Below are 23,105 nucleotides of genomic sequence, written 5' to 3' on the forward strand. Positions count from 1 at the left end.
CACGCTGGCCGGATGCCTACATCGATCGGACATCCGGCCGCCTGACCCGCATGCGGCCTAGTGCGGCAGTTGCGCGCCGGCTTCGGTGGAACCAGCCGCGGCCACCGGCTCGGCGGGCTCTTCCCATTCGATCGGCTCCGGCGCCTTCACCAGCGCCTTGCTGATCACCTCGTCGACATGCGCCACCGGGATCAGCTTGAGATGCTTGCGCACGCTGTCCGGGATTTCGACCAGGTCCTTCTCGTTGTCCTTCGGGAAGAACACCGTGGTGATGCCGGCCCGCAGCGCCGCCAGCAGCTTCTCCTTCAGCCCGCCGATCGGCAGCACCCGCCCACGCAGCGTGATCTCGCCAGTCATGGCGACATCGCGACGGATCGGGATCCCGGTCATCACGCTGATCAGCGATATTGCCATCGCCACGCCGGCGGACGGACCGTCCTTCGGCGTCGCACCCTCCGGCACGTGCACGTGGATGTCGCGCTTCTCCAGCAGGGTCGGCTTGATCCCGAAGGTGACCGCACGGCTGCGCACGTAGCTGAGCGCCGCTGACACGCTCTCCTGCATAACGTCCCCGAGCTTGCCGGTGATCTTCACCACACCCTTGCCCGGCACCATCACGCTCTCGATGGTCAGGATCTCGCCACCGACCTCGGTCCAGGCCAGGCCGGTCACCACGCCGACCATGTCCTCAGACTCGGCCTCCCCATAGCGGAACCGCTTCACGCCGGCATACTTCTCGAGGTTCTTGCGGGTGATCGCCACCCGCTTCGCCTTCCCGGTGACGATCTCCTTCACCACCTTGCGCGCCAGGTTGGCGATCTCGCGCTCGAGATTGCGCACCCCCGCCTCGCGGGTATAGGTCCGCACCAGCTCGCGCAACGCATCCTCGCTGATCGACCACTCGTCCGGCTTCAGGCTGTGCGCCTCGGTCTGCTTGGACAGCAGATGCCGCTTGGCGATCTCGACCTTCTCGTCCTCGGTGTAGCCGGAGATACGGATGATCTCCATGCGGTCGAGCAGCGGCTGCGGCATGTGCAGGCTGTTCGCGGTGGTGACGAACATCACGTCCGACAGGTCGTAGTCGACCTCGAGGTAGTGGTCCGCGAACGTCGCGTTCTGCTCCGGATCGAGCACCTCGAGCAGCGCCGCAGACGGATCGCCACGCCAGTCGTTGCCGAGCTTGTCGATCTCGTCGAGCAGGAACAGCGGGTTCGAACTCTTCGCCTTCTTCATGCCCTGCACGATCTTGCCGGGCATCGAGCCGATATAGGTGCGCCGGTGGCCACGGATCTCGGCCTCGTCACGCACGCCGCCGAGCGACATGCGCACGAAGTTGCGCCCCGTCGCCTTGGCGATCGACTTGCCCAGCGACGTCTTGCCGACACCGGGCGGCCCGACCAGGCACAGGATCGGCCCCTTCAGCTTGTTTGCCCGCGACTGCACCGCGAGATACTCGAGGATGCGTTCCTTGACCTTGTCGAGGCCGTAATGGTCGATGTCGAGCACCTTCTCGGCCTCGGCGACATCGGTACGGACCTTGGAACGCTTCTTCCACGGAATGCTCAGCATCCAGTCGAGATAGTTGCGCACCACCGTGCTCTCGGCCGACATCGGGCTCATGCCGCGCAGCTTCTTCAGCTCGCCCATCGCCTTGTCGTGGGCTTCCTTGGAGAGCTTGGTCTTCTTGATGCGATCCTCCAGCTCGGACGTCTCGTCCTTGCCGTCCTCGCCCTCGCCGAGCTCCTTCTGGATCGCCTTCAGCTGCTCGTTCAGGTAGTACTCGCGCTGCGTCTTCTCCATCTGCCGCTTGACGCGGTTGCGGATGCGCTTCTCCACCTGCAGGACGCCGATCTCGGCCTCCATGTGGGCAAACACCCGCTCCAGCCGCTCGGCGACGCCGGTGATCTCCAGCAGCTCCTGCTTCTCGGAGATCTTGAGGTTCAGGTGACTCGCGATCGTGTCGGCGAGCTTGGTCGGCTCCTCGATCTGGTTCAGCGAAACCAGCACCTCGGGTGCGATCTTCTTGTTCAGCTTGATGTACTGCTCGAACTGCCCGACCACGGTGCGGCCGAGCGCCTCGAGCTCGCTGGTTGCACCCTCTTCCGGCACGATCTCCGGCATCTCGTCGATGACCGCCTCGAAGTGGCTTTCGGTCTCGCGGAACTCACGGATGCGGGCGCGCCGGCCGCCCTCGACCAGCACCTTGACGGTGCCGTCCGGCAACTTGAGCAGCTGCAGGATGGTGGACACCGTGCCTGCCCGATAGATGTCGTCTGCGCCGGGATCGTCCTGGGCGGCGTTCTTCTGGGCCACCAGGAGGATCTGCTTGTCCTCCTTCGTCACCGCCTCGAGCGCGCGGACGGACTTCTCCCGACCCACGAACAGCGGCACGATCATGTGCGGAAATACGACGATGTCACGCAGCGGAAGCACCGCGAGGACCTCGTCGGACCCCGTGCGCGCGCGTGACGCCGGACGTGCGGTTTCACCGGCTGGCTTGCCGGATGCCTTCGCGGCGGGGGCAGCCGCCGCGGCGCTGGCAGCCGTCCCGTCGGGAGCGGCTTGCTTCTCGGACGCTGGCTTGGATCGCGTCCTGGCCGGCTTCTTGATGTCAGTCATGGGGATCGACCTCCTGGAGGACAGTCGAAGACCGTGCGCCCGGGTCGGCACGCAAGGGCTTCTGGCTGCAGCCATCGCTGCCGCCTTGGAAATGCAATATCGGCACCACCCGGACAGGTCGCAAGAGAGCGGTCTCGTACACAGAGATCCCGCCTTTGGCAGCCCTCTGCGCCTTGCGTATCGGCGCCCGGTCCGGCCAGCCTGGCGTCAGGCGGACTGCTCCGCCGGACGCTCCTTGCCGTAAACGAACACCGGCTCAGCCTTGTTCTCGGCCACCTCACGGTTGATCACCACCTCGTCGACGTTCTCGAGGCCGGGCAGGTCGAACATCGTCGAGAGCAGGATGCTCTCCATGATCGATCGCAACCCGCGTGCCCCGGTGCGTCGGGCGATCGCCCGCAGCGCCACCTGCTTTAGCGCATCGTCCGTGAAAGAGAGCTTAACGCCCTCCATCTGGAACAGCCGGCCGTACTGCTTGATCAGTGCGTTCTTCGGCTTGGTCAGGATCTCGATCAGCGCCGGCTCGTCCAGATCCTCGAGGGTTGCCACCACCGGCAGGCGACCGATGAACTCCGGGATCAGGCCGAACTTGAGGAGGTCCTCCGGCTCGACCTCACGCAGGATATGCCCCATCCGGCGCTCGTCAGGCCCCTGCACGTCGCCGCCGAAGCCGACGCCCGAGCCCTTGCCGCGGGCGGCGATGATCTTCTCGAGCCCGGCGAACGCACCACCGCAGATGAACAGGATGTTGGTGGTGTCGACCTGCAGGAACTCCTGCTGCGGATGCTTGCGGCCACCCTGCGGCGGCACCGAGGCCACGGTGCCTTCCATGATCTTGAGCAGGGCCTGCTGGACACCCTCGCCGCTGACGTCACGGGTGATCGAGGGGTTGTCCGACTTGCGGCTGATCTTGTCGACCTCGTCGATATAGACGATGCCGCGCTGCGCGCGCTCCACGTTGTAGTCGGCCGATTGCAGCAACTTCAGGATGATGTTCTCGACATCCTCCCCGACATAGCCGGCCTCGGTCAGCGTCGTGGCGTCCGCCATGGTGAACGGAACATCGAGGATGCGTGCGAGCGTCTGCGCCAGCAGCGTCTTGCCCGACCCGGTGGGGCCGACGAGCATGATGTTGGACTTGGCGATCTCGACGTCGTTGTTCTTGGCCCCGTGCGCCAGCCGCTTGTAATGGTTGTGCACCGCGACGGAGAGCACCTTCTTGGCATGGAACTGGCCGATCACGTAGTCGTCCAGGACCTTGCAGATCTCCTTCGGCGTCGGCACGCCGTCGCGGGACTTCACGAGATGCGTCTTGTGCTCCTCGCGGATGATGTCCATGCACAATTCGACGCATTCGTCGCAGATGAACACGGTCGGGCCAGCGATGAGCTTGCGCACCTCGTGCTGCGACTTCCCGCAGAACGAGCAATACAGGGTGTTCTTGGAATCGCTGGACTTGCTCATGCCTGCTCCTACCCCCCATGGTTGCGCAAGCAGCCAAGGGGTCACGCTCGAAACACTAGACCTCTCCCGGAAGCCGCATCAAGGACGGAACTTCCGGGCGCCACCCCACCCCGGGCCGGCCCTGCCCTCCGAAGGAGCAGCAGGGCGCCATCGCGGGTAGGACGCTAGGTCTTGGTGCCATCCTCGGCCGCCGGCACCGGGCGGTTCTGCAGCACCTCGTCCACGATCCCGAAAGCCTGAGCCTCGACCGCCGACATGTAGCTGTCGCGCTCGAGCTTCTGTTCGATGGCCTCCAGGGTCTGGCCGGTATGCTGCTCGTAGATCTCGTTCAGGCGCTGCCGGAGATAGAGGATCTCCTTGGCCTGGATCTCGATGTCGCTGGCCTGCCCCTGCGCTCCACCGGACGGCTGATGCACCATGACGCGTGCGTTCGGCAGCGCCAGACGCTTGCCCTTGGCGCCGGCCGCCAGCAGCAGCGAGCCCATCGAGGCGGCCTGTCCGATACAGACCGTGTTCACCGGGCTGCGTATGTACTGCATGGTGTCGTAGATCGCGAGGCCCGCCGAGACCACGCCGCCCGGGCTGTTGATGTAGAACGAGATATCCTTGTTGGGATTGACGCTCTCCAGGTGCAGCAGCTGCGCGCTGATCAACGATGCGACGCCATCATAGACCGGCCCGGTCAGGAAGATGATCCGGTCCTGCAGCAGTCGCGAGAAGATGTCGAACGCACGCTCGCCGCGGCTGGTCTGCTCGACCACCATCGGCACCAGCGCGTTGTTGTAGACCTCGACGGGATCACGATCCCACATACCCTGTCCCCTGATACCGGAGTTTGCGGCGGGCTGCCTCCGAGAAGAGAGGCTCGCCGCGAACCGACATGCTGCGAGAGATGATCCCTCGAACTGAAGGAAACAAGATAGTCGGAACCGGCCGGGATGGAACCCCTGCGCAGGCAGGAGTCCCGGATCGCCTGCCTACTCGGACGGGCGGGTCGCCTCGGCCTCGTCACCGGCCGATGCCTCGGAATGGATCTCGGCCGCGGCCTTGCCATCCTGGCCGGTGGCCGCGCCCTCCTCGCCCGGAGCAGGCGGCACCTCGGCCAATTCCTCCGGGGTCACGATGCGCTCCTCGACCGTCGCCTGGTCGATGATGTAGTCGACCACCTTGTTCTCGAAGATCGGCCCTCGCAGCGTCTCCGCCGCCTGCGGATTCTTGCGGAAGAAGTCGATCACCATCTGTTCCTGGCCGGGATAGCGGCCGGCCTCGGCGCGCATCGCGCGGCCAAGCTCCTCCTGCGTCACCGACACCTGCGCAATCCGTCCGATCTCCGCCAGCAGCAGGCCGAGACGCACGCGGCGCTCGGCGATCCGCCGGTAGTCGCCGCGCAAGGTATCCTCGTCCTTCTCGCGGTCCTCGTCATCGACACGACCTTCCTTGCGGTCGGCTTCGACGCGCTGCCAGATCGACGCGAACTCGCTCTCGACCATGCCTTCGGGAGCCGGGAAGTCCGCCTTGTCGGCCAGTATGTCGAGCAGTTCGCGCTTGATGCGCATGCGCGAGAGCTGGTCGTATTCCTGCTGTACCTGCTGGCCGATCACCTCGCGGACCTGCGCCAGCTCCTCGAAGCCGATCTTCTTGGCAAGCTCGTCATCGATCGCGCCATCGACCGGGCGCTTCAGCGCCTTGGCGCTCACCTCGAAGGTCGCCGCCTTGCCGGCCAGCTCCGCCGCCTGGTACTCCTCCGGGAATGTGACGTTTATGGTTCGCTCCTGGCCCGGCTCCAGCCCCTCGAGCTGCTCCGCGAAGCCCGGGATGAACCCCGTACCGCCGATCTCGACATTGACGTCCGAAGCGGTGCCGCCCTCGAAGGCGACGCCGTCGACCTTGCCAACGAAATCCACCGTCAGGACCTCGCCCTGCGCCGCGCCGCGCTGCTCCTCGATCACCTCGAAGCCGCGGTTGCGCTTGGCGATATCGGCAAGCGCCTTCTCCACCGTCTCCGGATCCGGCAACGCCTTCAGCCGGGTCAGCGAGAGGCCGGCCAGGTCGGGCGGCGTGATCTCCGGCAGCAGCTCCAGCTCGACAGTGAATTCGAGATCGTCCGCCGCTTGCTTGCCCGAAGCCGCCGCGACGTCGCCGCGAACCAGGTCGACCTTCGGCTGTGTCGCCGAACGCAGGCCACGCTCGGCCAGCAGGTCGCGCGTCGCATCGTTCACGGTCTGCTCGAGGATCTCGCCGGACACCGCGGTGCCGTAGCGCTGGCGCACCAGCGACAGCGGTATCTTGCCCGGACGGAAGCCGGGCAGCTTCATCTCGCGGCCGAGCTCGGCCAGACGCGCCTGGCGGCGGCCTTCCATCTCGGCGCCCGGCACCACGACAGTGAAGCCGCGCTTGAGGCCTTCGGAAAGCGTCTCGGTCACCTGCATCTGCCAGGCCATCCTTCTACATACGATCTCGAGGTGGCGCGTGTCCGACGGGATCGGCGGCGGGGCTGGTGCGGGCGGAGGGACTTGAACCCCCACGGCTTGCGCCACCAGAACCTAAATCTGGCGTGTCTGCCAATTCCACCACGCCCGCCGGCACGTCCGCCGGAGCCGCAGCCGTGAGGGCGGGCCTTTAGCTTACGGCACCTGCCGAGGCAAGAGCGCTGCCCCGCGCCCGGCGGGCGGCGAGCGGCAGGCAGCGCAGCAGGTCTTCGGCCAGCAGCCCCTCGCCCGCGATGTTTGCCGCCTCGCCATGCAACCACACACCCGCGCAGGTCGCCTCGAACGGCGCCATGCCGCCGGCGAGCAAGGCCGCGATCACGCCGGACAGCACGTCCCCTGCCCCCGCCGTGCCGAGCCAGGGCGGCGCGTTGGCATTGATGGCGGCGCGGCCATCGGGTGCGGCGATGATGCTGTCCGACCCCTTCAGCAGCACCACCGCGCCCACCTCGGCGGCAGCACACCGGGCGGCGCCGAGACGGTCATCGCCCGGACCGCCGAACAGCCTGGCGAACTCGCCGGCGTGCGGGGTCAACACCGCGGCGCCTCGCAGCCTGCCTGGATCGCCGGCACTTCCGGTCAGCGCCCCGGCATCCGCGATCACCTGCCGCCCGCCGCGCAGCAGCGCCGGCAGGCTCGCCTCCACCTCGTCGCCGGCGAGCCCGGGGCCGCACACCCATACCTTGCGGCGCTCGTCTGCGAGCAGTTCCTCGAGCGGCGCCTCGTCCACGATCAGGCCGGGCGCACCGGTGCGATAGAGGTCGGCGCCATGCTCCGCCGCCAACCGGACCAGCCCGGCGCCGGCGCCGCGCGCACCGCCGGCGGCGAGGCGGGCTGCTCCGGTCATGTTGCCGCCACCGCAGATGCTGACAACGCCGCGGCTGTACTTATGGTCGTGCACGGTCAGCACGCGGAGGTGCCACAAGCCCGGACGGTTCTCCCAGCAGCGCGGCGCAACATCCCGCAGCACCTGCTCCGGCATGCCGATATCGGCGACCACCAGCCGGCCGAGATGCTCGCGACCCGGCAGCAGCCAATGCCCCGGCTTGGCGCGGAAGAAGGTCACCGTCAGTTCGGCCACCGGCGCCATGCCGCGCACCGCTCCGGTGGCGCCGTCGATGCCGCTGGGCACGTCCACCGCCAGCACCCGGCGCGCGCGCGACAGCGTCTCGGCGACCAGCCCCTCGACCGGCCGGCTCAGCCCGGCACCGTAGACGGCATCGATCACCAGGTCTGCCGCTGCCGCCCGCTCCGGATCGAATCCGCGTATTGGCCCATGCCAGCCCGCCCGCGCCTGCGCCGCGTCGCTGCCCGGACGCGGCTCGGCAAGCGCCGCCACCTCGACCGGCCAGCCCTGCTGCGCCAGCAGCGTCGCCGCCACGTAGCCGTCGCCGCCGTTGCCGCCCGGCCCGCACAGGACCAGCGTCCGCTGCGGACCTAACTGCAGCGCGGCGCGCGCCACCGCCCGCCCGGCATTCCGCATCAGGGTGAAGGACGGCATCAGCGTCGCCGCCAGCCGGTCGGCGGCTGCCATCTCCTCCGGCGCGTACAGCACGAGATCATCGGGTCCGGTCGACATCGCCTGCTTCTCCTGCCTCGGGCACCCTGCATACCGGCTTGGCGGGGATGACGCTTCCCCGTATGAGGCATCCGCTCATCGGAGACGCCCTCATGCAGTCTGCCCCCGCAACGATACTATGGGGCCTGGTGCTCGCGGTTCATCTCGCCGCCATGGCGGCCTGGGTCGGCGGCATGGTCTACGCACTGTTCGTGCTGCGTCCGAGCCTTGGGCTGCTCGACGCCACCCAACGCACCTCGGTGCAGCTGCAGACGTTGAAACGTTTCCTCCGGCTGATCTGGCACGTCATGCCGCTGGTGCTGGTGACCGGCTGGGCGATGGAGATCTTCCGCGAAGGCGGGTTTGCGGGTGCGAACTGGCACATCAACGCCATGCAGGGCCTCGGCGTCCTGATGGCGCTGCTGTTCGGGGCGATCTATTTCGGCCCGTTCCAGAAGGCCCGGCGGGCACTGCGCCCGCAACCCGCCACCTTCGAGCGCATCCGCTCGCTGATCAGCATCAAGCTGGCGCTCGGCATCCTGGTCATCGTCGTGGCCTCGCTCGGGCACCAGTTCTAGCCAGCTTGTCGAAGGCGGCGGCTACTCCGCCGCCTCGGCCTGCGGTTCCGGCTGCGCCTCGCCACGCATCGCGACTGCGCCCTGGTGCAGGTTCATCGCCGAATGCACCAGCCCGACATGCGAGAAGGCCTGCGGGAAGTTGCCGACCAGCCGCCTGGCCTGCTGGTCGTACTCCTCCGACAGCAGACCGAGATCGTTGGTCAGCGACAGCAGCCGCTCGAACAGCGCCTTGGCCTCGTCGAAGCGGCCCTGCAGCACGTAGTTGTCGACCAGCCAGAAGGTGCAGGCCAGGAAGGCACCTTCCCGCCCGGTCATGCCATCCAGGCTGCGCCCATCCTTGGTCGGCTCGGTGCGGTAGCGCAGCACGAAGCCATCCTCCAGCAACTCGTGCTCGATCGCCGCCACCGTCCGCACGATGCGCGGATCGTCCGCGGGCAGGAAGCCGCAGACCGGGATCAGCAGCAGGCCGGCATCGAGCGCGTCGGAGCCGAACGCCTGGGTGAAGCAGCCCTTGCTCTCGCTGTAGCCCTCCTTGCAGACCAGGGCATGGATCTCGTCGCGCACCCCGCGCCAGCGCTCCACCGGACCCTGCAGCCCGTAGGTCTCGCAATCCTGCAGGGTTCGATCGAACGCCATCCAGGCGAACACCTTCGAGACGGTGAATTGCTGCCGTCCGCCACGCACTTCCCACATGCCCTCGTCCGGCTCGCGCCAGATGGTCTCGAGGTGCTCCAGGAGTGCCACCTGCAGCGACCAGCCATAGGTCGGCTCGCGCAGGTTCTCACTGCGTGCCAGGTGCAGCGCCGCGATCACCTCGCCATAGACATCCAGCTGCAGCTGCCCGGCAGCCTCGTTGCCGACGCGAACCGGAGACGCCCCCTGGTAGCCCACCAGCCAGGGCACCTCCCATTCCTGCAGGCCGCGCTCGCCGGCGATGCCGTACATGATCTGGATCTGCGCCGGACTGCCGGCGATGCTGCGATGCAGCCAGTCGCGCCACAGCAGCGCCTCGTCGTAGTAGCCACCCGACATCATGGCGAGCAGGGTCAGCGTCGCGTCGCGCAGCCAGCAGAACCGGTAGTCCCAGTTCCGCGCGCCGCCGAGTTGCTCCGGCAGCGAGGTGGTCGCCGCCGCCACGATGCCGCCGGTCGCTGCGTAGGTGAGGCCCTTCAGGGTCAGCATCGAGCGCACCACTACATCGCGATAGGGCCCGTCGTAGGCGCAGCGGCTGGACCACTCGGTCCAGAACCGGTCGGTCCGGGTCAGCGCCGCTTCGACGTCGAAGCTTTCCGGCGCCGGCAGATGCGAGGCGCCGTAGCTCAGGGTGAACGCCACCCGCTCGCCCTCGGCCACGCTGAAATGCCCGACCGTCGCCATGTGCTCGCCCTCGAGCCGCACCGCGGTATGCAGAGCCACCAGCGACGGCCCGGCGATCGCGACGATGCCGGCATCGTCCGGCAGCCGCGTCACCCACGGGATCGAGTGGCCGTAATCGAAGCGGATCACCCCCTCGGTCATCATCTCGACACGGCCGCGCCGCCCCTCGACGATGCGGACCACGCTCGGCACCGGATTGTTGACCGGCATGAAGTCGATCACCGCGACCGAACCCGCCTCGGTCTCGAATACCGTCTCGAGCACCAGGCTGCCGTCCCGGTAGGACCGGGTCGATGTCCAATCGGCCACGGGGGCGATCATCCAGCGTCCGTTCTCCCCGGTGCCGACAAGGGCGGCGAGGCAGGCCGGGCTGTCGAAGCGCGGCCAGCACAGCCAGTCGATCGATCCGTTGCGCCCGACCAGCGCACAACTGGTGCAGTCGCCGATCAATCCGTAGTCCTCGATCGCCAGGGGGGTGTAGGACACGCCGGAGCACCTCTTGAGCAGTTCGTGCCGCAAACGATGCAGTCGGCGCGGCGGTTGCAACTTCCGTTCGACCCGCCGCCCCGTTGGTCGGCCGGCCCGGGTCGCACGGCATGAACCTTGACTTTCGGGGTGTTACTGTCGATACGCCTGTGCAGCCGGACGCTCGAGGAGCGTGAACCCGGTCGATGGGCCATGCAGATCGAAGGCCCAGTCTCCGCCGTGCAGACGGTACGTCGCCTCGCCGGCGACAGGCCTTGGCCTCGTAACCCTGACCTTTCGAGAGAGACTTGAACGACAACAATGACCACCCGGCGGCATTGCCGGACCAGACTGCTCAAGACGGGGTCACCAGCGACCCGGATCTACACGCGATCGGCACGGGGACCACGCCCGCCGAGGCAGGTGCGCCCGACGCAGCCGGCGCCGACGATGAGGCGCCGGGCGACGTCGCCCCAGCCGATGTTGCGCGAGACGACCTGATCCCGGACGACGTGAGCCAGGACGACGCAACCCAGGACGACGCAACCCAGGACACTGGGAACACGGTCGCCGTCGAGGCGGACATCGCCGAGGCGAAACCGCTGTTCTCCGACCTCGGCCTGTCCGAGCCGATCCTGCGCGCCATCGACGAGATGGGCTACAAGCACCCGACGCCGATCCAGGCGCAGGCCATTCCGGTCGTGCTGATGGGCCGCGACGTGCTCGGTGTCGCACAGACCGGCACCGGCAAGACCGCGGGCTTCACGCTGCCGCTGCTCGACATCCTGTCCGGCTCGCGCGCCCGTGCCCGCATGCCGCGCTCGCTGATCCTCGAGCCCACGCGCGAACTCGCCCTGCAGGTAGCCGAGAACTTCCTGCTGTATGGCAAGTACCTCAAGCTCAGCCATGCTCTGCTGATCGGCGGCGAAAGCATGGCCGAGCAGAAGGAGGCGCTGAACCGTGGCGTCGACGTGCTGATCGCCACCCCCGGCCGGCTGCTCGACCTGTTCGAACGCGGCGGCCTGCTGCTGACCCAGACCAGCACGCTGGTCATCGACGAGGCCGACCGCATGCTCGACATGGGGTTCATCCCCGACGTCGAGCGCATCGTGTCGCTGCTCTCGCCGAACCGCCAGACGCTGTTCTTCTCGGCGACCATGGCGCCGGAGATCCGCCGCCTCGCCGATGTGTTCCTCAGCAATCCCAAGGAAATCACCGTCCAGCGCACCGCCGCCACGGCGCCGCAGATCGAGGAAGGCCTGGCCATCGTCGCCGAGGCCGACAAGCGCCGCGCGCTGCGACGCATGCTGCGCACCCAGGAGGTGCAGAACGCGCTGATCTTCTGCAACCGCAAGCGCGACGTCGACATCCTGCAGAAATCGCTGGTCAAGCACGGCTTCTCGGCCGGCGCGTTGCACGGCGACCTGCCGCAGCCGGTGCGCTTCGCGACGCTGGAGAAGTTCAAGGCCGGCGACCTGCAGTTGCTGGTCTGCTCCGACGTCGCCGCGCGAGGCATCGACATCGGCGGTCTCAGCCACGTGTTCAATTTCGACGTGCCGATCCATTCCGAGGACTATATCCACCGCATCGGCCGTACCGGGCGCGCCGGACGGACCGGGCACGCCTACAGCATCGCCAGCCCCTATGACCGACAGTTCGTCGACGCCATCGAGAAGCTGACCGGCCGTTCCATCCCGCGCTTCGAGGTCGACGGCATCGAAACTCTCGAATGGGCCGACGACGACCGTCGCGGCCGCGGCCGTGGACGCGGCGGCAAGCCGCAGGGAAGCGGTCACGACAGCAGCCAGGGCAGGACAGATCGCAGCGGGCCACGTCGCGACCAGGGCGCCCGTCCGGAGAAGACGCAGCGCCAGCCGGCGGAAGTCGAGATCGCGGCGGTGCCCGAGGTGGCCGAGGTGCGCCAGGCCGAGATCCGCACGCCGGAGGCGCGTTCCGGCGATTCGCAACGGCGCGACCGGCCGCGCCGCGAGCGTGGCGGTGCCGACCGGGCGCCCGCCCGACGCGAGGAGCCGCGTCGCGACGACAGCCGCGATCGCAGCCAGCGCAGCGAGGACCAGGGCGCGCCGGTGATCGGCTTCGGTGACGACGTGCCGGCCTTCATGCTGCTGCCCACCCGCGCCAACCGTCCGTCCGACACCGGACGGTCCGGCGAGGACCCAGACGACCTCCTTGCCGACGGCTGACATCTCGGCCCTGGTGGCCGAGGTCACCGCCCTCGGTGCGGAGGGCGACGGCATCATCCACGCCGGCGGCATGACGCTGTTCGCGCCATTCACGCTGCCTGGCGAGACCGTGCTCTACAGCAGGTCAGGTGACCGGGCTGTCATCGAGCAGCGTCTGCGGGAGAGCCCGGATCGCGTCAGGCCGCCCTGCGGCCTGTTCGCACGGTGTGGCGGTTGCGCCCTGCAGCATCTCGCCGTCGACGCCACGGCCAGCTTCAAGCGCCATCTGGTCGAGAGCGCGTTGCGGGACGCCGGCTACGAGCTGCCCGGCCCGATCGCGGAACACACCAGCCCGCCGTACGCGCGCCGTCGGATGGATCTCGCACTGCGCCGCAGCCGCGACGGCATGCTGGTCGGCCTGCATCAGCGTGGCGGCGACGTGGTCGACATGACGGAGTGCCACGTGCTGCATCCGCGGCTGTTCCGGCTGATCGAGGATGCACGGCCGGTATTGATGCGTCTGTCGGCGTTGCGCGGCACCGGGTCGCTGCTGGTCAACCTGCTCGAGACCGGTCCCGACCTGCTGCTCTCCACCGACGAGGCACCAGGCACCGCCGACCGCGCCCGGCTGGCCGAATTCGCCCGCGCCGCCGGGGTGCCGCGTATCGCGTGGCGCCCCCTCAAGCCCGGTGGCACGCCGGAGATCGTCTGCGCCATCGAGCCGGTCCGCCACACCCTCTCCGGTGTCGCGGTGGTGCCGCCGCCGGACGCCTTCCTGCAGGCTACCCTGGAGGGCGAGGCCGCCATCGTGGCAGCGGTGCTGGACGCGATGCCGCAGGCCTGGCCGCGCGGGGCCCGGGTGGTCGAGTTCTTCGCCGGCTGCGGGACGCTCACCTTCGCCCTGGCGCGGCGCGGCCGTGTGCTCGCAGTCGAGGGGCACCAGGCTTCCGCCCTCTGCCTGCGCAGCGCCGCCGGCGGACTGCCGATCGAGGTGCTGAACCGCGACCTCAACCGGCAGCCGATCCTCGCTGCCGACCTGGGCCGCGCCAGTGCGATCGTACTCGATCCGCCCTATGCCGGCTCCGGCGCACAGATGCAGGAAGTCGCCCGCTCCGGCGTCGAGCGGGTGGTCATGGTAAGCTGCAATCCCAAAGCATTGCGTCGTGATGCGGAGATGTTGCACAAGGCTGGCTACGCGCTTGAGCGGGTCACCGTGGTCGACCAGTTCCTCTGGTCGGTGCAGGTCGAGAGCGTCGCCGCCTTCGTCAGGCCGCGGGTCCGGCGACACGTGAAGCACCGGTAGCGGACGCCCCGACGGCACGGGCCAGCACCGCGGCCGCCTGGCGCAGCACCGGAGCCGCCTGCGGCAGGGCGCGACCCAGTGTCAGCAGGCCGTGGATCTGGTCGCTCACATGCAGGTGCGCCACCACTACCCCAGCCTCCTCCAGCCGGTGCGCATAGGCGATCCCTTCGTCACGCAACGGATCGTGGCCCACCGTCAGCAGCCAGGCCGGCGGCAGCCCGGCGAGGCTCGGCGCCAGCAGGGGGGAGGCGCGCCAGTCCTGGGCGTGCTGCAGGTCCTGGAGATAGTGCCGCACGAACCAGCGGCTGCGAGCCGCCGTCAGAGGCACGCCGTCGGTGATGCGTGCATAGGAGTTTGACTGAGCTCGCAGGTCGGTGGCCGGATAGAACAGCAGCTGCATCAGCGGCAGGGCCTCTCCGCGATCGCGCAGCAGCAGGCAGGCCACGGTTGCCAGGTTGGCACCGGCACTGTCGCCACCGATCGCCAGCCGCGTGGCATCGATGCCGATCGACGCCCCGTCCCGGTGCAGCCAGGCAACCGTCGCCAGCACGCTGTCGATCGCGGCCGGAAAGGGATGCTCGGGAGCCAGCGGATAGTCCAGTGCCACCACCGCGCACCCCGCTTCGAGTGCCAGCGTCCGGCAGATCCCGTCATGCGTCTCGAGATCGCCGATCACCCAGCCGCCGCCATGCAGATACAGCAGGCAGGGAGCAAGGACGGCATCCGTTGCGGGCCGGTAGACCCTGACCGGCACCCCGTCCGCCGTGCGATGATCTTCCGTCGCCACCGGCCGGTCGGGCGCCAGTGCGAGCGCAGCGCAGCTCTGCCGGTAGGCGGTCCTGGCCTCCAGTGGCGTCACCTGGTCCAGCGGCGGCGACGGGCGCTGCGCCAGCGCCGCCAGCAGCCGCTCTACATCCGGATCAAGCGCAGGCCCCATCAGACGTGGAAGCTCTCGCCGCAGCCGCAGCGGCCCTTCTCGTTCGGGTTGACGAAGGTGAAGCCTGATTCGAGATCCTTCACCTGGTAGTCCATCACCGTGCCGATCAGGAACAGCGACGCCTTGCGGTCGACCAGCACGGTCAGGCCGCGATCGGTGACGACCTCGTCGTTGGGACCGGCCGCATCGGTCCAGCCCATGTCGTATGAAAGCCCGGAGCAGCCCTTGGTGCCGACGCTGATGCGAAGCAGCTGGCCGGCATGGGCTGTCTGGTAGAGGCCGCGCAGTCGGTCCGCCGCAGCATCGGACAGCGACATCAGCGGCGGCAGGGCGCGCACCGGACGGGTCTTGGTCTGGGTATTGGCGGTCATCGCACGGATCCCACTGCTCAGAACATGTTCAAGGCGAGGCGGGCATCCTCGCTCATCCGGCTCGGATCCCACGGCGGATCCCAGACGGTCTCGACCTCGCAGCCTGACACCCCGGGCAGGCCCATGATGGCGTCCCGCACCGCCACCGGAAGTTCCTGCGCGCTCGGACAGCCCGGCGCGGTCAGCGTCATCTCCACCTTGATCTTGCCGTCGTCATGCAGGTCGATGGCGTAGATCAGGCCAAGTTCGTAGATGTTGACCGGGATTTCCGGGTCATAGACCGTCGCGATCGCCGCGATCACTTGGTCCTCGTCCGGCGCCGACAGGGCCTCGCCATCGGGCGTCCAGCTTCCCTGTGCGCGTCCCGCTTCCGGCGCATCCAGCGAGAAGCCCTCGCCCGACGCAGTCGCCGTCTCGTTCTGCATCATGTGTCCTTTCGCCCCGACCCGGGCCCCGCCGCCTCGGACATAGCATCCAGCAAGGCCGTCCAGGGTAGGGTCGCGCAGCGTATGCGCGACCGGTATTCATGTAGGCTCCGGAACGCCGCCAGCAAACCGAGGCTGTCCGTCGTGCCGCTCTCGCCGCTCTGCAGCATTGCACCGAAGCGCTCGTACAGCGAGGCAATTGCCGGACGCTGCAGACCCTCGACACTTTCCGCCATGAGGTCGGCCGACGCCGTGCAGATGGCGCAGCCCCGGGTGCGGTGCCGCGACTCGGCCACGCCGCCGTCCGCGCCCAACCTGACCGTCACCTGCACGCGATCGCCGCAGAACGGATTGTCGCCCTCCGCGCCGCCATCCGCCGGCTCCAGCACGCCGGCACGATGCGGGGCGCGGGCGCGCTCGACGATAAGCTGCTGGTAGAGATCGCTCATCGGATCGGCGGTCGTGGCCTGAGGGCCTTGCATCGCGGTCAACGCCTGGGTCGGGCTCAGGCGAAGAAGACCCGAACCTGCTCCAGCGTCTCCGCCAGCAGGTCGATCTCGCGCTTCGTCGTGTACAGCCCGAAGCTCGCCCGCGCTGTGCTGTTCACCCCAAGGCGGCGCATCAGCGGCTCGGCGCAGTGATTGCCGGCCCGCACCGCAATGCCGTTGCGGTCCAGCAGCGTGGCGATGTCATGCGCGTGCGCATTTTCCAGCGTGAACGAGATGACGCCGCCACGGTCGGCTGCATGTCCCAGCACCTGCAGCCCTTCGATCGCCTGCAGCCGAGCAAGCGCATGCGCCGTCAGGTCAGCCTCGTGCGCCTGCAACGCGTCGAAGCCGATCGCCTGCACGTAGTCGATCGCCGCGCCCAGACCGATCGCCTCGATGATCGCCGGCGTGCCGGCCTCGAAGCGGTGCGGCAGCTCGGCCCAGCGGCTCTCCTCGAAACTGACGGTGCTGATCATGTCGCCGCCGCCCAGGAAAGGCGGCATCGTTTCCAGGAGCGAGGTCCGGCCCCAGAGCACGCCGATGCCGCTCGGCCCGTATAGCTTGTGGCCGGTGAAGACGTAGAAATCCGCATCCAGCGCCTGCACGTCGACCGCCCGATGCACCACCGCCTGCGAGCCGTCCAGCATCAGCTTCGCCCCATGCGCATGTGCGAGACGCGCGATCCCGGCTGCCGGCGTCACCGTGCCCAGCACGTTCGACATGTGGGTGACCGCGACCAGCCCGGCCCTGCCATCCGCCAGCAGCTCGGCCAGGTGATCGAGGTCGAGTTCGCCCGCATCCGTCACCCGCGCCACCCGCAACTCGATGCCGGCGCGGTCGCGCAGCATCTGCCAGGGCACGATGTTTGAGTGGTGCTCCATCTCGGAGATCACCACCGCCTGGCCACGCGCCAGCGTGGCGCCGAACGAATGCGCCAGCAGGTTGATCGCGCCGGTGCTGTTCTGCGTGAAGATGATCTCGTCGCGGGACGGCGCATTGAGCAGCCGCGCGACCTTGTCGCGCACGCCCTCGTAGGCATCGGTGGTGCGCTCGCTCATCCAGTGCAGCCCACGATGCACGTTGGCGTACTGGGTGCGCATGGTGTCCGACATCGCATCGATCACCTGCGCCGGCTTCATCGCCGACGCCGCGCTGTCCAGGAACACCAGGGGCTTGCCGTGCACCGTCTGCGACAGGATCGGGAAGTCGTCCCGCAGCGCCTCGAAACCGGTCAGGCCGGGCCGGGCCAGCGTGACCGCGCTCATCTCATTCATCGGACGATCTCCTGTCCCAGCTTGCATCCACCGCCCGTTCCAGCACGCCACGCGTGACCTCGTCGTCGATCAGGCCGAGCGCGTCGGCCAGGAACGCCCGCACCAGGATCGCCCGCGCCTCCACCACCGGCACGCCGCGGCTGCGCAGATAGAACAGTTGGTCGTCGTCAAGCGCACCGGCGGTGGCGCCGTGGCTGCATTTCACGTCATCGGCGTAGATCTCGAGTTCCGGCTTGGTGTCGATCTCGGCCTCGTTCGACAGCAGGAGGGCCTGGTTCATCTGGTAGCCGTCGGTCTTCTGCGCGATGCGCTCGACCACGATCTTGCCCTGGAATACCGCGCGGGAACGACCGGACAGCACGTTCTTCACCGTCTGACGGGAATTGCACGCAGGCGCCTTGTGCACGATCACGCTGGTCAGGTCGGCATGCTGCTGGCCATCCAGCAGCTGCGCACCGTTGACCTGCACCTCGGCGCCGCGCCCGCTCATCGTCGCATGCACCTCGTGACGCGCCAGCCGCGCCCCCAGCGCCAGGCTGAAACTATCGTAGGAGCCGCCCTCGGCGACTTCGGCCCGCACGGTCGAGAGATGCAGCGCCTCGACCGCCTCGTCCTGCAGTCGCACGTGGGTAAGGTGCGCGCCGTTCCGCAATTCGACCTCGAGCACCGGGTTGTTGACGTAGAGGCCGTGTCCTGCCGCGATCTCCAGCAGCGACAGCCGCGAGCCCGGCTCCAGCAGGATCCGATGATGCGGATGCGCAGTCACCGCCCCGTCGCCCTCGCCGACGCCCAACGTCAACAGCAGCAGCCGGCCGGCATCGACCCCGCCCGGGACGCGCAGTGCCGCGCCGCCCTGTCCGAGCGTCGCATTCAGGGCCGCCATCGCGCCAGGGGCCAGCGACCCTTCGGCCGGCGCATCCTGAACGGACAGCAAGGCGGCATCCGGCAGCAGCGAAAGCGAGGGCGCCGCGTGGCCGTTCACGAACACCAGCCGCGCCACGCCGGCGAGCCCGTGCATATCCAGCTGCAGCCCCTGCAGCAACCCGTTCGCCGTCGCCAGGACCGCCTCGGACGGCGCCTCGGCCACCGAGACCGCGAGTGCCGTCAGCGGACGCAGGTCGGTGTATTTCCACGCCTCGACGTCCCGACGCGGCAGCCCGCCATGGCGCAGCGCCGCCGCCCCGGCTTCACTCAGCGCCGAGCTGGATCCACGCCGGTCATGCAGCGCCAGGAACTGCGCCGCGTTGTTGCCGTCGATCGCGTTCACGCCGCCTCCGCGATCAGGTTGGCGTAGCCCTCGGCCTCGAGCTGCCGCGCCAGCTCCGGACCGCCGCTGCGGATGATCCGGCCCGCCGACATCACGTGCACATGGTCCGGCACGATGTAGTCGAGCAGCCGCTGGTGATGGGTGATGATCAGCGCCGAGAAGTCCGGTGCCCGCAGTGCATTCACCCCTTCGGCCACGATGCGCAGCGCGTCGATGTCGAGGCCGCTGTCGGTCTCGTCAAGAATGGCGAAGCGCGGCCGCAGCAGCGACATCTGCAGCACCTCGTTACGCTTCTTCTCGCCGCCCGAGAAGCCGACGTTCACCGCACGCTTGAGCATCGCGTCCGGAATGCCGAGCCGCTTGCACTCGGCCCGCGCCAGCTTGAGGAACGCCACCGCATCCAGCTCTGGCTCGCCACGCGCCCGGCGGACCGCGTTCACCGCGGTGCGCAGGAAGTTGGCGTTGTTCACGCCCGGCAGTTCGATTGGCGCCTGGAACGCCAGGAACAGTCCCGCCGCGGCACGCTCCTCCGGCTCCATCGCCAGCAGGTCCTGCTCGCCGAATGCAACGGTCCCACCGGTCACCTCGTAATCCGCGCGGCCGGACAGCACGTACGACAGCGTGGACTTGCCCGAGCCGTTTGGCCCCATGATCGCGTGGACCTCGCCCGGTGGCACCACCAGGTCCACGCCCTTGAGGATCGGCTTGTCGGTGCCGGCGTCGTCGATCTTGGCGTGCAGGGCGTTGATGGTGAGAACGGTGCTCATCCGACGCTTCCCTCGAGGCTGATCTGCAGCAGCTTCTGCGCCTCGACGGCGAACTCCATCGGCAGCTCCTTCAGCACGTCCTTGCAGAAGCCGTTGACGATCAGCCCGACCGCATCCTCCTGCGACAGCCCGCGCTGCCGGCAATAGAACATCTGGTCCTCGGAGATCTTCGAAGTGGTCGCCTCGTGCTCGACCCGCGCCGTCATGTTGCGGTTCTCGATATACGGCACGGTATGCGCGCCGCACCGGTCGCCGATCAGCAGGCTGTCGCACTGGGTGAAGTTCCGTGCCCCCGACGCCTTCGGCATCATCCGCACCAGCCCGCGATAGGTGCTGTCGGACTGCCCGGCGCTGATCGTCTTGGCGACGATGGTCGAGCGCGTCCCCTTGCCGATATGGATCATCTTGGTGCCGGTATCGGCCTGCTGGTGGTTGTTGGTCACCGCGACCGAGTAGAACTCGCCGACGCTGTCCTCGCCCTGCAGGATGCAGGACGGATACTTCCAGGTGATCGCCGATCCGGTCTCGACCTGCGTCCAGGAGATATGCGACCGCGCGCCGCGACAGGCGCCGCGCTTGGTGACGAAGTTGTAGATCCCGCCCAGGCCGTTGGCGTCGCCCGGATACCAGTTCTGCACCGTGCTGTACTTGATCTTGGCGTCGTCCATCGCGACCAGCTCGACCACCGCCGCGTGCAGCTGGTTCTCGTCGCGCATCGGCGCCGTGCAGCCCTCGAGGTAGGACACCGAGGCGCCCTCCTCGGCAATGATCAGCGTGCGCTCGAACTGTCCGGTATTGCGCGCATTGATGCGGAAATAGGTCGACAGCTCCATCGGGCAGCGCACGCCCTTTGGCACGTAGACGAACGACCCGTCGGTGAACACCGCCGAATTCAGCGCCGCGAAGAAGTTGTCCGACGCCGGCACGACACTGCCCAGATAACGCTGCACCAGTTCGGGATGCTCGCGCACCGCCTCGCTGATCGGGCAGAAGATCACTCCCGCCTTCATCAGCGACTTGCGGAAGGTGGTCGCCACCGAGACGCTGTCGAACACCGCATCCACCGCGATCTGCGGCCGCGCGCCCTCGCCCGGCTCCGCATCCTCGTCACCCGCCGCGGGTGCGGCGCCTTCCACCCCGGCCAGGATCGCCTGCTCGCGCAACGGGATTCCGAGCTTGTCGTACACCGCGAGCAACTGCGGATCGACCTCGTCGAGCGACTTCGGCCCCGGCTTGCGCTTCGGCGCCGCGTAGTAATAGGCATCCTGGTAGTCGATCGGCGCGTAGCCCACCTTGGCCCAGCGCGGCTCGACCATCCGGCCCCAGGCCTCGAACGCCTTCAACCGCCAGGCCAGCAGCCATTCCGGTTCTTCCTTGCGTGCGGAGATCAGCCGGATGGTGTCTTCGTTCAGGCCTTTCGGCGCGAATTCCATCTCGATATCGGTCTCGAAACCCCACTTGTAGGTGGAGGCGTTCAGGGTCTCGACGGCAGAGATCGTCTCGGCAACAGCAGGCATTCAGAACCTCACTCGGCAGCGAACGACGCGACGGATCGCGACGGCTGATGGTCGATAGAAAAGGAATCGCTCGACGCCGGCGGACGCATGTCGGCCAGCGTGATGCGTGTCAGGGCGGCGCGTATGGCCTCGTTCACCGGGTCCCAGCGGCCACGGATGGCACACTTGCCCTGTGCCTCGCAGCCACCGACCGCGCCGTCGACGCAGGCGGTGAGCGAGATCGGACCGTCCACTGCACTGATCACCGCGGCCACGGCGATGCGCTCCAGCGGCATCGCAAGCCGGTAGCCGCCGCGTGCGCCACGCTGCGAGACCACCAATTCGGCGGCCGCCAGCGCCTTCAGCACCTTGGCCACGGTCGGCTCCGGGATGCCGGTATCCAGCGCCAGCGATGGTGAGGTGACGACCCCGCCGCACCCGTCCAGCCGGACCAGCACGACGACCGCATAATCAGTGAGCTTGGAGAGCCGCAGCATCATACACGCCAAATTGAGGACCTGGGCGGTCCTGTTTCCCATACGCAAATGACCGTCGACCTGCCCCGCGTCAAGGGTTCGAACGCCGCAACCGGCCCGGAAGCGCTATAAACAGCGCGAAACACCCTAATACTCGACTGCGCCGAACAGCGCGCGCAGCACCAGGTAGAACAGGCCGCCGACCAGCGCGCCCACCAGCGTGCCGTTCACCCGCACATATTGCAGGTCGCGCCCGACCCTGAGCTCCAGCTTGTCGGTAATCAGGCGGGCGTCCCAGCCGCCCACCACGGCGCCGATGAACCCCGCCATGCGCTCGCGGAGCGCCGGCAGCAGGCGAAGCGCGGCCCGGCGCACCGTCATCTCGGTACGCGCCCGCGCAGCCTCGTCGCGATCGAGCATGGCGCCGAGCCGCGGCAGCGCGTCGGCGATCAGCCGCGCCACCCAGCCATCCGGCCGCACCAGGTCGGCCTCGATCATCTGCCGGGCACGCTGCCAGATGTCCTGCCCCCAGCTGCGCACGCTCTGATGCCCGAACACGCCGCGCAACCCGTCCGCGAGCTCGCGCCCGCGCTCGGGATCGTTCTCTATGCGGTCGATCTCGCGCCGCACCCACACCGTGAAGGCCTCGCGCAGGTCGGAATTAGCCGGATCGGTGCGGTCAAGCTCCTCGCTCATGGCACCCATCACCCGAGTTGCGATCGAGCCGCCGATCGCCCAGCCGACCAGCCGGCCGCCCTGCTCGCGTACCCGCTCCTCGATCATCACCCGCAGGCTGGCTTCCTTCGCCTTCAGCACTTCCTTCAGTTCGGCCAGCAGGAAGCTCAGCACCTCCTGGTGGCGGTCGCCGTCCACCAGGGTGCGCAGCATCCGCGCGATCACCGGCGCCAGCGTGTCGCCGCTGAGCAGCCGCGGCATCGCGCGCGCCAGCAGCTCGCCGGCGCGGCCATCTTCCAGCCGGTCCAGCAGGTGCGGCAGGGCGGACGCGGCGGCGCGCCCGGCGAGCGCGCCATTCTCCGGCTCGGCCAGCAGCCGGGACAGCAGTCCGGGCACGTCGAGCTGGGCCAGCGCGCGCTCGATATCGGCCTCGGTGAAGACGTGGTTGGCGATGAAATTGCCCAGCGCCCTGCCGAGCCGCTCCTTCTGCGCCGGCAGGATGGCGGTGTGCGGGATCGGCAGCCCGAGCGGATGGCGGAACAGGGCGGTCACCGCGAACCAGTCGGCAAGCCCACCGACCAGCCCCGCCTTGGCGGTGGCCTGCAGCAGTCCGGGCCAGAAGCCGCGACCCAGCGCATAGCCGGCCAGGGTGAGCGCCGCCATGGCGACCAGCAGTCCGGTGGCGAAGCGGCGGTAGCGCTGCAGCGACCGGCGCGCCTCGGCGTCCCGGTCGGCTTCGAGGCGGCCGGACTCCGCGACAGCCGGACCGGCGGCGCGCCTGGAGGTGATCGTCGTCATGCTGTCTTCATGCCCATCGGCTGCCGCGTTTAGCATCACGCGCCGCGCTGTCGAAGCCACGGCCGCCGGAGGGCGTCCGGCGGCAGCGTCCTTGCATT

At 68.4% G+C, this 23,105-nt stretch carries 18 protein-coding genes, 1 tRNA gene and 1 pseudogene; 3 read left to right on the forward strand and 17 right to left on the reverse strand.

Annotated elements, in window-relative coordinates; all coding sequences use genetic code 11:
• Nucleotides 1-57: 57 nt before the first annotated feature.
• From lon to FE263_RS12040, 6 genes and pseudogenes are all read right to left on the reverse strand, one after another.
• Nucleotides 58-2,619 carry an endopeptidase La gene (gene lon, locus FE263_RS12015; protein ID WP_138326207.1) on the reverse strand — a complete coding sequence of 854 codons (2,562 nt, stop codon included), beginning with the start codon at nucleotides 2,617-2,619 and terminating at the stop codon, nucleotides 58-60.
• Nucleotides 2,620-2,826: 207 nt separating this feature from the next.
• Nucleotides 2,827-4,083, reverse strand: coding sequence for an ATP-dependent Clp protease ATP-binding subunit ClpX (clpX, locus tag FE263_RS12020; RefSeq protein WP_138326208.1), 1,257 nt, complete (start codon nucleotides 4,081-4,083; stop codon nucleotides 2,827-2,829).
• A 164-nt stretch (nucleotides 4,084-4,247) separates the two neighbouring features.
• Nucleotides 4,248-4,895 (reverse strand): ATP-dependent Clp protease proteolytic subunit, encoded by a 648-nt coding sequence (locus FE263_RS12025; RefSeq protein WP_138326209.1) that lies wholly within the window; start codon nucleotides 4,893-4,895, stop codon nucleotides 4,248-4,250.
• Between the two features lie 273 nt (nucleotides 4,896-5,168).
• Nucleotides 5,169-6,512: pseudogene (gene tig, locus FE263_RS12030) on the reverse strand (trigger factor); the annotation flags it as partial.
• A gap of 66 nt (nucleotides 6,513-6,578) precedes the next feature.
• Nucleotides 6,579-6,663: transfer RNA gene (locus FE263_RS12035), tRNA-Leu, on the reverse strand.
• Between the two features lie 39 nt (nucleotides 6,664-6,702).
• Nucleotides 6,703-8,148, reverse strand: coding sequence for an NAD(P)H-hydrate dehydratase (locus FE263_RS12040; protein WP_138326211.1), 1,446 nt, complete (start codon nucleotides 8,146-8,148; stop codon nucleotides 6,703-6,705).
• Nucleotides 8,149-8,240: 92 nt separating this feature from the next.
• On the opposite strand from FE263_RS12040, the gene FE263_RS12045 reads away from it, so the two are divergent.
• Complete coding sequence (locus FE263_RS12045; protein ID WP_138326212.1) at nucleotides 8,241-8,705, forward strand: CopD family protein; 465 nt, start codon at nucleotides 8,241-8,243, stop codon at nucleotides 8,703-8,705.
• Between the two features lie 21 nt (nucleotides 8,706-8,726).
• On the opposite strand, the gene FE263_RS12050 is transcribed toward FE263_RS12045, so the two are convergent.
• Entirely contained in the window at nucleotides 8,727-10,568 is a 1,842-nt protein-coding gene (locus FE263_RS12050) for a glycoside hydrolase family 15 protein (RefSeq protein ID WP_205880349.1), read from the reverse strand.
• Nucleotides 10,569-11,131: 563 nt separating this feature from the next.
• Between FE263_RS12050 and FE263_RS12055 the strand changes: the two genes are divergently transcribed.
• Complete coding sequence (locus FE263_RS12055) at nucleotides 11,132-12,751, forward strand: DEAD/DEAH box helicase (protein ID WP_456306569.1); 1,620 nt, start codon at nucleotides 11,132-11,134, stop codon at nucleotides 12,749-12,751.
• Complete coding sequence (locus FE263_RS12060) at nucleotides 12,738-14,033, forward strand: class I SAM-dependent RNA methyltransferase (RefSeq protein WP_240759414.1); 1,296 nt, start codon at nucleotides 12,738-12,740, stop codon at nucleotides 14,031-14,033. The genes FE263_RS12055 and FE263_RS12060 overlap by 14 nt, the downstream gene beginning before the upstream one ends.
• On the opposite strand, the gene FE263_RS12065 is transcribed toward FE263_RS12060, so the two are convergent.
• From FE263_RS12065 to FE263_RS12110, 10 genes are all read right to left on the reverse strand, one after another.
• Entirely contained in the window at nucleotides 13,996-14,970 is a 975-nt protein-coding gene (locus FE263_RS12065) for an alpha/beta hydrolase (protein WP_138326213.1), read from the reverse strand. The genes FE263_RS12060 and FE263_RS12065 overlap by 38 nt on opposite strands.
• Nucleotides 14,970-15,341, reverse strand: coding sequence for a HesB/IscA family protein (locus FE263_RS12070; protein WP_171034065.1), 372 nt, complete (start codon nucleotides 15,339-15,341; stop codon nucleotides 14,970-14,972). The genes FE263_RS12065 and FE263_RS12070 overlap by 1 nt, the downstream gene beginning before the upstream one ends.
• Before the next feature lie 17 nt (nucleotides 15,342-15,358).
• Nucleotides 15,359-15,766, reverse strand: a complete 408-nt coding sequence (locus FE263_RS12075; RefSeq protein ID WP_171034066.1) for an SUF system Fe-S cluster assembly protein — start codon at nucleotides 15,764-15,766, stop codon at nucleotides 15,359-15,361.
• The gene (gene sufU, locus FE263_RS12080; RefSeq protein WP_240759417.1) at nucleotides 15,766-16,215 is read right to left on the reverse strand and encodes a Fe-S cluster assembly sulfur transfer protein SufU; all 450 of its coding nucleotides are present in this window, start codon (nucleotides 16,213-16,215) and stop codon (nucleotides 15,766-15,768) included. Before sufU ends, FE263_RS12075 begins: the two co-directional genes overlap by 1 nt.
• 56 nt (nucleotides 16,216-16,271) lie before the next feature.
• The gene (locus FE263_RS12085; protein ID WP_138326345.1) at nucleotides 16,272-17,519 is read right to left on the reverse strand and encodes a cysteine desulfurase; all 1,248 of its coding nucleotides are present in this window, start codon (nucleotides 17,517-17,519) and stop codon (nucleotides 16,272-16,274) included.
• Between the two features lies 1 nt (nucleotide 17,520).
• A complete protein-coding gene (gene sufD / locus FE263_RS12090) occupies nucleotides 17,521-18,795 on the reverse strand; it encodes a Fe-S cluster assembly protein SufD (protein WP_138326216.1) in 1,275 nt (424 codons plus the stop codon).
• Nucleotides 18,792-19,562 (reverse strand): Fe-S cluster assembly ATPase SufC, encoded by a 771-nt coding sequence (sufC, locus tag FE263_RS12095; protein ID WP_138326217.1) that lies wholly within the window; start codon nucleotides 19,560-19,562, stop codon nucleotides 18,792-18,794. Before sufC ends, sufD begins: the two co-directional genes overlap by 4 nt.
• Nucleotides 19,559-21,079 (reverse strand): Fe-S cluster assembly protein SufB, encoded by a 1,521-nt coding sequence (sufB, locus tag FE263_RS12100; protein WP_138326218.1) that lies wholly within the window; start codon nucleotides 21,077-21,079, stop codon nucleotides 19,559-19,561. Before sufB ends, sufC begins: the two co-directional genes overlap by 4 nt.
• A gap of 8 nt (nucleotides 21,080-21,087) precedes the next feature.
• Nucleotides 21,088-21,555: an SUF system Fe-S cluster assembly regulator gene (locus FE263_RS12105; protein WP_138326219.1), complete on the reverse strand. Its 468-nt coding sequence runs from the start codon at nucleotides 21,553-21,555 to the stop codon at nucleotides 21,088-21,090.
• A 126-nt stretch (nucleotides 21,556-21,681) separates the two neighbouring features.
• Nucleotides 21,682-23,007 (reverse strand): DUF445 domain-containing protein, encoded by a 1,326-nt coding sequence (locus tag FE263_RS12110; RefSeq protein WP_138326220.1) that lies wholly within the window; start codon nucleotides 23,005-23,007, stop codon nucleotides 21,682-21,684.
• Between the last annotated feature and the right edge of the window lie 98 nt (nucleotides 23,008-23,105).

It is taken from the genome of Lichenicoccus roseus, assembly GCF_005844085.1.
Taxonomy (GTDB): Bacteria; Pseudomonadota; Alphaproteobacteria; order Acetobacterales; family Acetobacteraceae; genus Lichenicoccus; species Lichenicoccus roseus.

Excerpts from the sequence above, each read along its gene's own strand:
- sufB (WP_138326218.1), bottom strand. The coding sequence starts at position 21,079 with ATGCCTGCTGTTGCCGAGACGATCTCTGCCGTCGAGACCCTGAACGCC.
- clpX (WP_138326208.1), bottom strand. The coding sequence starts at position 4,083 with ATGAGCAAGTCCAGCGATTCCAAGAACACCCTGTATTGCTCGTTCTGC.
- FE263_RS12110 (WP_138326220.1), bottom strand. The coding sequence starts at position 23,007 with ATGACGACGATCACCTCCAGGCGCGCCGCCGGTCCGGCTGTCGCGGAG.
- FE263_RS12085 (WP_138326345.1), bottom strand. The coding sequence starts at position 17,519 with ATGAGCGCGGTCACGCTGGCCCGGCCCGGCCTGACCGGTTTCGAGGCG.
- FE263_RS12105 (WP_138326219.1), bottom strand. The coding sequence starts at position 21,555 with ATGCTGCGGCTCTCCAAGCTCACTGATTATGCGGTCGTCGTGCTGGTC.
- sufU (WP_240759417.1), bottom strand. The coding sequence starts at position 16,215 with ATGAGCGATCTCTACCAGCAGCTTATCGTCGAGCGCGCCCGCGCCCCG.
- FE263_RS12075 (WP_171034066.1), bottom strand. The coding sequence starts at position 15,766 with ATGCAGAACGAGACGGCGACTGCGTCGGGCGAGGGCTTCTCGCTGGAT.
- FE263_RS12065 (WP_138326213.1), bottom strand. The coding sequence starts at position 14,970 with ATGGGGCCTGCGCTTGATCCGGATGTAGAGCGGCTGCTGGCGGCGCTG.
- FE263_RS12025 (WP_138326209.1), bottom strand. The coding sequence starts at position 4,895 with ATGTGGGATCGTGATCCCGTCGAGGTCTACAACAACGCGCTGGTGCCG.
- lon (WP_138326207.1), bottom strand. The coding sequence starts at position 2,619 with ATGACTGACATCAAGAAGCCGGCCAGGACGCGATCCAAGCCAGCGTCC.
- FE263_RS12070 (WP_171034065.1), bottom strand. The coding sequence starts at position 15,341 with ATGACCGCCAATACCCAGACCAAGACCCGTCCGGTGCGCGCCCTGCCG.
- sufC (WP_138326217.1), bottom strand. The coding sequence starts at position 19,562 with ATGAGCACCGTTCTCACCATCAACGCCCTGCACGCCAAGATCGACGAC.
- FE263_RS12040 (WP_138326211.1), bottom strand. The coding sequence starts at position 8,148 with ATGTCGACCGGACCCGATGATCTCGTGCTGTACGCGCCGGAGGAGATG.
- FE263_RS12045 (WP_138326212.1), top strand. The coding sequence starts at position 8,241 with ATGCAGTCTGCCCCCGCAACGATACTATGGGGCCTGGTGCTCGCGGTT.